The organism is Mesorhizobium sp. M1163 (genome assembly GCF_040318415.1).
In the GTDB taxonomy this organism is placed as follows: Bacteria; Pseudomonadota; Alphaproteobacteria; order Rhizobiales; family Rhizobiaceae; genus Mesorhizobium.
The window spans coordinates 1-8,214 of the sequence record NZ_JAMYMF010000084.1 but is presented as its reverse complement, the minus strand read 5'-3'; the positions used below and the strand labels follow the sequence as shown (position 1 = coordinate 8,214).

The 8,214-nt window shown below is 59.6% G+C and carries 7 protein-coding genes; 2 read left to right on the top strand and 5 right to left on the bottom strand.

Annotation, left to right across the window (positions count from 1 at the left end; translation table 11 throughout):
- Positions 1-592: 592 nt before the first annotated feature.
- The 3 genes from queE to queC are packed head-to-tail and all read right to left on the bottom strand — an operon-like array spanning position 593 to position 2,378.
- Positions 593-1,327 (bottom strand): 7-carboxy-7-deazaguanine synthase QueE, encoded by a 735-nt coding sequence (gene queE, locus NKH43_RS34810; RefSeq protein ID WP_352468486.1) that lies wholly within the window; start codon positions 1,325-1,327, stop codon positions 593-595.
- Entirely contained in the window at positions 1,324-1,680 is a 357-nt protein-coding gene (gene queD / locus NKH43_RS34805) for a 6-carboxytetrahydropterin synthase QueD (protein ID WP_023679623.1), read from the bottom strand. The genes queE and queD overlap by 4 nt, the downstream gene beginning before the upstream one ends.
- Positions 1,680-2,378: a 7-cyano-7-deazaguanine synthase QueC gene (gene queC, locus NKH43_RS34800; RefSeq protein ID WP_352861987.1), complete on the bottom strand. Its 699-nt coding sequence runs from the start codon at positions 2,376-2,378 to the stop codon at positions 1,680-1,682. Before queC ends, queD begins: the two co-directional genes overlap by 1 nt.
- Before the next feature lie 612 nt (positions 2,379-2,990).
- Between queC and NKH43_RS34795 the strand changes: the two genes are divergently transcribed.
- Positions 2,991-3,380, top strand: a complete 390-nt coding sequence (locus tag NKH43_RS34795; protein ID WP_023679620.1) for a hypothetical protein — start codon at positions 2,991-2,993, stop codon at positions 3,378-3,380.
- 1,139 nt (positions 3,381-4,519) lie between these two features.
- Here the strand turns inward: NKH43_RS34795 and NKH43_RS34790 are convergent.
- Positions 4,520-4,774, bottom strand: coding sequence for a helix-turn-helix domain-containing protein (locus NKH43_RS34790; protein ID WP_031212627.1), 255 nt, complete (start codon positions 4,772-4,774; stop codon positions 4,520-4,522).
- 721 nt (positions 4,775-5,495) lie between these two features.
- On the bottom strand, positions 5,496-7,319 hold the full coding sequence (gene glmS / locus NKH43_RS34785; RefSeq protein ID WP_352480273.1) for a glutamine--fructose-6-phosphate transaminase (isomerizing): 1,824 nt from the start codon (positions 7,317-7,319) through the stop codon (positions 5,496-5,498).
- Between the two features lie 336 nt (positions 7,320-7,655).
- Between glmS and NKH43_RS34780 the strand changes: the two genes are divergently transcribed.
- The gene (locus tag NKH43_RS34780; protein ID WP_352572085.1) at positions 7,656-7,946 is read left to right on the top strand and encodes a hypothetical protein; all 291 of its coding nucleotides are present in this window, start codon (positions 7,656-7,658) and stop codon (positions 7,944-7,946) included.
- Positions 7,947-8,214 lie beyond the last annotated feature (268 nt).

The window sequence follows — 8,214 nt, the reverse complement described above, 5'->3', positions numbered from 1 at the left end:
CCACCGTGCCATGGCCGCTCGCCCTTCAGAGCAAGCGCCGTTCTCTCTCCAAAACTTTTTGCAGAACCTTCAGGACACTATCGCTACATTTTTCACTGTTGATCGGCGACCGTCGTGTCGAGACAGGATTCGGAGCGGACCAGACGCGTCTTGGTATAGCGACGATATCGTCCGGTCGTGCCCTCCGGCGCCGTATTCCATTTCGCAGTCCCTGAAGCGCCACGTCGAGTCCGGCCTCTTTTCTGTATCGGAAGCAGTCGACAATCGTCCTGGCCAGATCATGGTTGTCGGCCGACAGCTCCCTTCGGCCTTGCAACAAGAATCCGCAAGGACCGTGCCAGCTGCAGCAGGCGCCGCCGCATCGCACCACCACACTATCCACCCGTGGCTCGCGCTAACCTTTGATTGGTTCGCGCCAGGCCGACGCCCGTCGAAACCGAGCCTCGGCAACATTCCGAGTCGTAAGCGGCTGGCCACGCTCTTGGTGCCGGTGGCAGAAAGTCCGCAAGCACCCCGGCAGCGCCGTCAAGCGTGGGACAACCCGTCCACCCGAATATCCGCCGGCGCAGTTTCAGTGAAAAGCGGGCCTAGGCTAGACGGCTCTCTTGTTACCCCAGAGCATAACGTGCAGCTGCGGCAGCACACGGGCTTCGAACCACCTGTCGCGGGTCACGGCATCAACCAGCCACTCCATGCGCTTCAATATTCCGTCAAGGTCGACAGGAGCGTCTTCATTTGCGGGGCGTGGCGGCGTGTGATTGCCGGGTTGCAGATAGATCGGAAGTCGCGGAAATCTCGCAGCGGCGTCTTTCGCGTAGGCGTAGTCCCTTTCGTCGAAAACAATGAGCTTGAGCACGACTTGCGGCCTGCCTTGTGCCGCCTGGAGGCACGCCTCGAAAGCGGCCCAATCGGTCGTCATTTGGCTTGACGGCGGCTTTGGGCTGAGGACTAGCACGTCAAGGTCGGCAAACCAGTCCCTGGCCACCGAACCTTGGGTTTCCAGCGCAAAACGGTAACCTTCACCATGGCCTCGCTCGATGAGCGCGCCGAGCGGCTGGATGGCCGGATTGCCGCCTGACAGCGATACCATCAGCGGGCGGCCACCGGAAAGCGCAAGCACGTTTTGCCACACCGCGGCAATGGACATCATCTCCCATTCATGGCGGAATTGATTGTCCACCGCATGCAGGCTGTCGCACCAGGAACAGCGATAGTCACACCCGCCGGTTCTGACGAAGACCGTCGGCAAACCGATGAGCACGCCCTCGCCCTGGATCGTCGGCCCGAAAATCTCACTCACGCGGATTGCGGGATGCGTATCGGTCATGGCCGGTATTCCGCCCAGGTTTTCGGCGTTTCGCTCACCCGCACGGCCGAGGTTTCGGGCAGGCGTGCCTTGCACCATTCATAAAAATGTCTGGCCAGATATTCCGCCGTGACTTGCTCATGTCCCAGCACGTCGTTGAGATGTCGGTGGTCGAAGCTCTCGTCGATGTACCGTTTGAATGGCGCCAAATCGTGATAGTCGCGCACGAAGCCGTTCTCGTTCAGTCCATTCGCTGAAAGCTCCACTTCAACGATGTAGTTATGCCCGTGCAGGCGCGCGCATTGGTGATCGGGTGGCAACGAGGTGAGCTGATGCGAGGCTGAGAAGTGGAATTCCTTGGTGATGCGGAACATTACGCGGTCCTCCTTCGCAGCGCATCGAGCCAGAAGTCGGAGTCCTCGTAGTCGGTGGGGTCCGGCTGCCCAGAGAGATGAAACGCCTCGCGCCGCTCGACACAGGTCCCGCACCTCCCGCAGTGACGCTCGGCGCCCTTGTAGCAGGACCAGGTCTGCGCAAATGGCGTGCCGTATGCTGCTCCATTCCTAACAATGTCCGCCTTCGTGAGATTCACATAGGGTGCATAAATGCGAATCTTCGCGTAGCCTTCGAGCGCGTGGTCCTGCATCATCTGGAAAGCGTCGATGAAGGCCGGACGGCAGTCGGGATAAATGAAATGATCCCCACCATGCACGGCCGTCGCCACTGCGTCAGCGTCGTGCGCTGCGGCGAAGCCGAAGGCAATGGCCAACATGATGGCGTTCCGGTTCGGCACCACCGTGACCTTCATCGTGTCTTCGGCGTAGTGCCCGTCGGGCACGTCCACATTATCGGTCAGCGCGGAGCCGGAAAGGCCGCCGCCGATCTCGTGGATGTCGATGATCCGGTGCGGGACGCTCAGTCGCTCCGCACAAAGGGCGGCGAAGCCCAATTCCTTCCTATGCCGTTGGCCGTAATCGAAAGATAAGAGGCCGGCGAGTTCGTGCTCCGCTGCCACCTTGTGAGCAAGGGTGACGGAGTCCAATCCGCCGGAGCAGACGACGAGAGTCTTCATTGTTGGGTCCTTGTTTTAACCGGGTAGGCTGCGACCGGAGATTTCTCTGCGCTCCCAGTACTTCAGGAAATCCATTTTGTGAAGTGAACGGGGGACGAGTTTCATGCGCTGACGTGCCGCTGTGTGCAAGGCGCCCTCGCGGTGAGCCTGCAAGGAACACGGACTAGCGAAACGTCACGCTTCAGCGGAATGCTCAAAGGCGAGCGCACCGGAATATGCTCTGCAGGAGGTCCGGACCTTCGTAAACAAAGTTCTCGACGATCAAGCGCCCGGCGGTCCCGAGCTTCGAGGGACGCCACCGCGAGGGTTTCAGGTACAAGACGGCCCGAGGATGGGCTTGCCGCAAGAGAACGGACTTACCAGTGGGATGTTCAGCGACGCCGATGCAGATGTCTGGAATGATCACGACATCAATTGTCGCGGCAACTTTGGCTGGCCTGCTCCTCGGGTTCCGTAGATCCAGCGCATTCCGCTTCAGGATCGGTTCGAACCGGAGCACGCCCTCGGTCAATGGACTGACCGGCAAACCCTGAATGATCGGTCGTGAGCCGACATCTGTGAACAAGCGGTGTGGTCGATTGCTATCACCCATGTGTTGCGCGCAGGTACCTTATGGCAGTGGATGAACTGGATTTGATGGTTTTACGGCTGGCGGTCGAAAGCGTCCGCTCGCTCTCCTTAAGCTTCGCTGAAAAGGCCGCCGAGGTAGCCACCAGGAGCCGCGGCATCCTGCTTTTCGACGTGCGGGTCGACGGTGACGCGGAGGTCCAGCGGGTCGCAGCCATCCGATATCAGGGCGACCAGATCGGCGTGCTGGCGTTGGACAGACAGGGTCTTGTTACCCACCAGTGCATCGTCAACGGTACGTTCTCACATTTCACTACGCCCTTGGAGAACTGGCACAGCATGCCCCTGTCGATGCAGGCCAAGATCGATGCCAACGGCCATGCCAGTCTCTTCCTAGGGGCCTTGCGAAATGCCGGACATTTGCTGGGCAGCTAGCATTTGGCTAGAATGCATCTGTGAATTTTTGCATGCGCATCGCTGCCGCGGCGGTCGCGGCAAAGCGATCGCCGCGATGATGGCGATCAACGCGCGGGCGTTGCATCGATGCGCGATCGTTTAGACAGAGGTCTCCGCCTGGCATCGAGCAACATGCACGGAGGACGCAAAGCGCAAATGCATCAAGTATTTGAAGGGACGAGCCTCTCGCGCAAATGGAGCTTGCGCTGCCGTTGTCATTCCATCGTGCCGCCGAACTCGGGGGCGTGACGATCGACCACGACGGCCTATTTTTTTGCAAAGCCGAATGTCCCGATTCCGAAGCCACGAAAAAACTCCGATCACAGCGAAGAATAGTAACAACACGGGCGACGCAAGCCGCCTTGCCGTAGCAGGGGAGGTGCTTGCGGTGCTCTCACCGACACGAGATCGCAAATGGCACATGGGTGAGCACCAGAACTGGCGACACCCATGGTGATCGGCTTGACTCGCTGGAGGAAGCACAAGGCTCAGCGGGCAGAGGCGCAAGCGACGGTCGGACACTGGCTGGCTGCTCGGGATCTGATCGAGGCGTAGTCGGACAAGGAAGCGTAGTGCCCTACCTCGATGTTCCTAGAAGCGCGCCGGCAGCCTGGCGGGGGGGCTTGGGGTTAGACTGCCGGCGCACGCCACTCATGAAGAGCGGCCCCTTTTTGCTGTTCCGACACCCATAGTCAACCCGGCAGCGTCTGGATGCCCGCTGTGCTCTTTTCAGAGCGGCGCGCGATGCCGGCCATGTCTGGCCGATCCTGCCTAGTCTAGGATGGGGGGCCACTCTCGTCGGCCGAGTTGATGCTCCAGCCAGTATCGCCTTGCCGACCAGCATGAGTTCGCTGTTAGCAATCCATCGTCGCGAGCCGATGCTATCGTGCACGTGTCGCAGCACTCCGGGCGGCTATATCGCCTAAGACAGCATGACGAAGCGTTCCAACTTCCTCTTCGGCGAGCCCGTGTGCAGTTCCATCGGACAGTGGACGAGAATTCTCTTGGCGGTACTGCGCCAGAAGGCATTCGCGTCCAACGGAATCAAGCGACGACTATCAGCCGCAAACTTCACATCACAAGAGCGGTCTTCCACCCATTGCAGATTATCCGACTGATCAGGCGGCGTCCGATATGTCCGCCTCTGCCTCAAGAATTCCCACAGGTATGGACAGCGATCTTGCTATCCGATCCCGATAGCCCTTGTTGTACCTCACACCCCGCTCGATGTTTTGGATTTCCTCAGCGGCAAGCCCGCACGCCACCGCGAGGTCCTCGATTGAATACCCAAGGTGCTCACGATAAGCGCGGATGATGTGGGTCCCCTGCGACATAGCCGTCAAGACTGGCTCGGGAATGCGCGAATCCTTCATAAACATCTCCAAGAAGATGGGAGCGCCTGACAAATCGGGAGATTTCCTCCCCGACCCTGGCGCACACCCAGCAAATCAAAAAAATGGACGTCCATTCGGCCGGACCGGCCTCATCCATGGAATGGGCCACTTGAAATTGGCAGCCGGGTCGGAATATGGCGGCTCACCTGCTTCTGATCAAGTTCTAAGAACCTGCCCACCCTGAGATGGCCTGATCGGCTGTAGCGCATTCGACCTGCGATCCTACACGACTCACTCTCGCCGATGGCTTTCTTGAACAGCAACTCGAACTCCCCCTGACGCCTCCAGTGGCTATTCGCGGCACCGTCCACCCAGCCTCGCGGACGCTGATACCTTCGACCAATTTCCACCGCCGATGCAGCGAAAGACGCGCTTGTGCTTGAATCACACATCGATCACCGCTGTTAACGAAATTTTTTAAGCCGCCGATGCTTGTTCGGAGACCGAAAGGATGGGGCGCCCGAGGAAACAGCCGAAAGGGCCGCGCGCTTTTGTGCTGACGTCGGCTTGAGCAAGCTCGATCCGGCTGCCCTGTGCAATCGCCCGACCGGCCGAAAAAAGGATGGCGATTGTCATGATGCGGCGACGGCGAGTTTCCCGAAATTGCAGCAAACAATGGTCATCTGGTTCATCCGGGCTTCGGATCCAGACAGGGGGTAGCGCTTTCGATGGACGAGCATCGCCACCTATAAAGGTTCGATCATTCGACCGTGACCGATTTTGCGAGATTGCGCGGCTGGTCTACATCTGTGCCCATGAAGAGCGCCGTGTGGTAGGCAAGAAGCTGTATCGGCAGCGAGAAGATCATCGGCGCGATAATCTCGTCGACAGCCGGCAGCACGAGCGTGTGCATAGTGTCGAGTTTCGATGCGGCTGCCCCTTTTTCATCGGTGATGAGGATAATCCGCCCTCCACGGGCAGCCACTTCCTGCATGTTGGAGACGGTCTTGTCGAAAAAGCGATCATGGGGCGCGATGACGATCACTGGCATGTTGTCGTCTATCAATGCGATCGGACCGTGCTTCAATTCACCCGCCGCATAGCCCTCGGCATGGATGTAGGAAATCTCCTTGAGCTTCAGCGCACCTTCCATCGCTAGCGGGAAACTGGTGCCACGGCCGAGATACAGGACGTCACGACACTTTGACAGTTCGCGCGACAGGAACTCGATCTCCGGCTGGATGCTGTTGAGTACCTGGCCCATGACGCGCGGCACTTCGGCGAGGCTCCTGACGAGCGCCTGCAGCTCGTCTTCGGTTACGGTCCCGCGGGCTCTGGCGGCGCCGATGGCGAGTGCGGCTAGAACGGCAAGCTGGCAGGTAAACGCCTTGGTGGAGGCGACGCCGATCTCCGGTCCGGCAAGGATCGGGAAGACCGCATCGGCCTCCCGAGCGATGGTCGATTCGCAGGCATTGACGATAGCGCCAATTTTCAGCCCACGCTCCTTGCAGTACCTCAACGATGCGAGCGTATCGGCGGTTTCGCCGGACTGCGAAATGAAAAGAGCCGCCGACTGCGGCGACAACGGGATCTCGCGGTAACGGAATTCGGACGCAACGTCGATTTCAACCGTCAGGCGCGCGTACCGCTCGAACCAGTATTTTCCGATCAGTCCGGCGAGATAGGCGGTCCCGCAGGCCGAGATCGCCAAGCTCGGGATCCTGGCGAAATCGATGCCAGAAACCATGTCGGCGCGATTCTCTATGATGTTGCTATAGTGACGGAGAGCATGGGCGATGACTTCGGGCTGCTCGCAGATTTCCTTCTCCATGAAGTGGCGATGATTGCCCTTGCTGGCCAGATCGGCCGCGGCCGTGGAGGTATGGCGCGGACGCTCGACGGGGTGGCCGTCGAAATCGAAGATATGGGCGCCCGAATTGCCGACAACGGCCCAGTCGCCCTCGATGAGATAGGTAATTTCATTGGTGAAGGGAGCGAGCGCGATCGCGTCGGAGCCCAGGAACATCTCGCCGTCGCCGTGACCGATCGCCAGCGGTGGTCCGTTGCGCGCCGCCATGATGGTCGACGGATCATCTTCGAAGAGGACGGCAAGCGCATAGGCCCCCCTGACGCGTTTCAGCATGGCACGCATCGCCTCTTGCCGCCTCATGCCCTCCCGGCGGTGTCTTGCCAAGAGATGCGCGACGACCTCGGTGTCGGTGTCGGTCTGGAACTCGGCGCCAGCCGCCGCCAATTCCTCCTTCAGCTCGGTGAAATTCTCGATGATCCCGTTATGGACGACGGCGACACCGTCGGTAAAGTGCGGGTGCGCATTGCGTTCCGTCGAGGCCCCATGGGTTGCCCAACGCGTATGGCCGATGCCGATGTTGCCGCTCAGCGGCTCTTCCTTCAGTCTCCTCTCGAGATTGACGAGCTTGCCCTCGGCGCGCCGGCGGTGCAAGGCACCTTCGGTGATCGTCGCAACGCCGGCGGAATCATAGCCGCGATATTCCAAACGCTTCAATGCGTCGACCAACCGATCCGACACCGGCTGTTGCCCAACGATGCCAACAATCCCGCACATGTTCGTCTTCCCATTGTTGCCGGCAGCTTCAGCCCACGCGAGACGGATACCCATCCGGCCGCTTTCATTGGGGATCTTGTAGTAGTATTCGGTAATATTGGTACAATTGATTGTAGGGATAACTATCATCCAGCCCATGGATGAGCCCCTGATCTAAACTTCTCGTTGCGCCTGACGCCCTCATGATCGAACGCAAGCCCACACCCCGCGGCACGAAGGAACAATCGGCCATGCGCGACCATCCCGGCTACGCACCTGACACGAAGCGCCGCCGCTCGTGATCACGCGGTGATCGGCATGATCACAAGCACTGTAGTTAGGCAGCATCAGCGACGCATGATCGGCATCATCATCATCGGCAGCGTCGGCGCCGTCGGCATGATTCACGTGTTCGTCACGTTGATCATAATCATCGTCGCCGCCGATCCAGTTTCTGATTGCCTGCCGCTGTTGACGCGGCTTTCGCCGGTAGAGCTTAGCCCGCGATGGCCTATCAATACGCTGTTAGTCGGCATGGCCGAAACCGAGAGTCAGGCGGCGCACGCCACAGAGCACGTTCAGCGACCGTTTCACTCAGCGCCGGCTTTCTTGGGGTTCGTAACGGTCAACAGGATTCTCGGGGCATGAATGCACTATCACGAAAGCGTTGGTTCTCAGTGCTTCGTCCGTCTTACTCAAACCCGATTCCCGCAGCGGAAGAACTAGCCGCCTTGATGCACGGCGATAAGCTTTTGACGGCCTGAAGCGACGTTGTGGTCGTCGTTGCGGTGCTTTTCCACGCGCCTCGTCAGGCGCCGGGATTGCTCCGTTGTGATGGCAGGCGGGGGTTTGCAGGTTGCGGTCGACGGGTTCGTTTCGGGGCGTCTGCCCCCATCGTTATGTCGCGAGTTGGGGG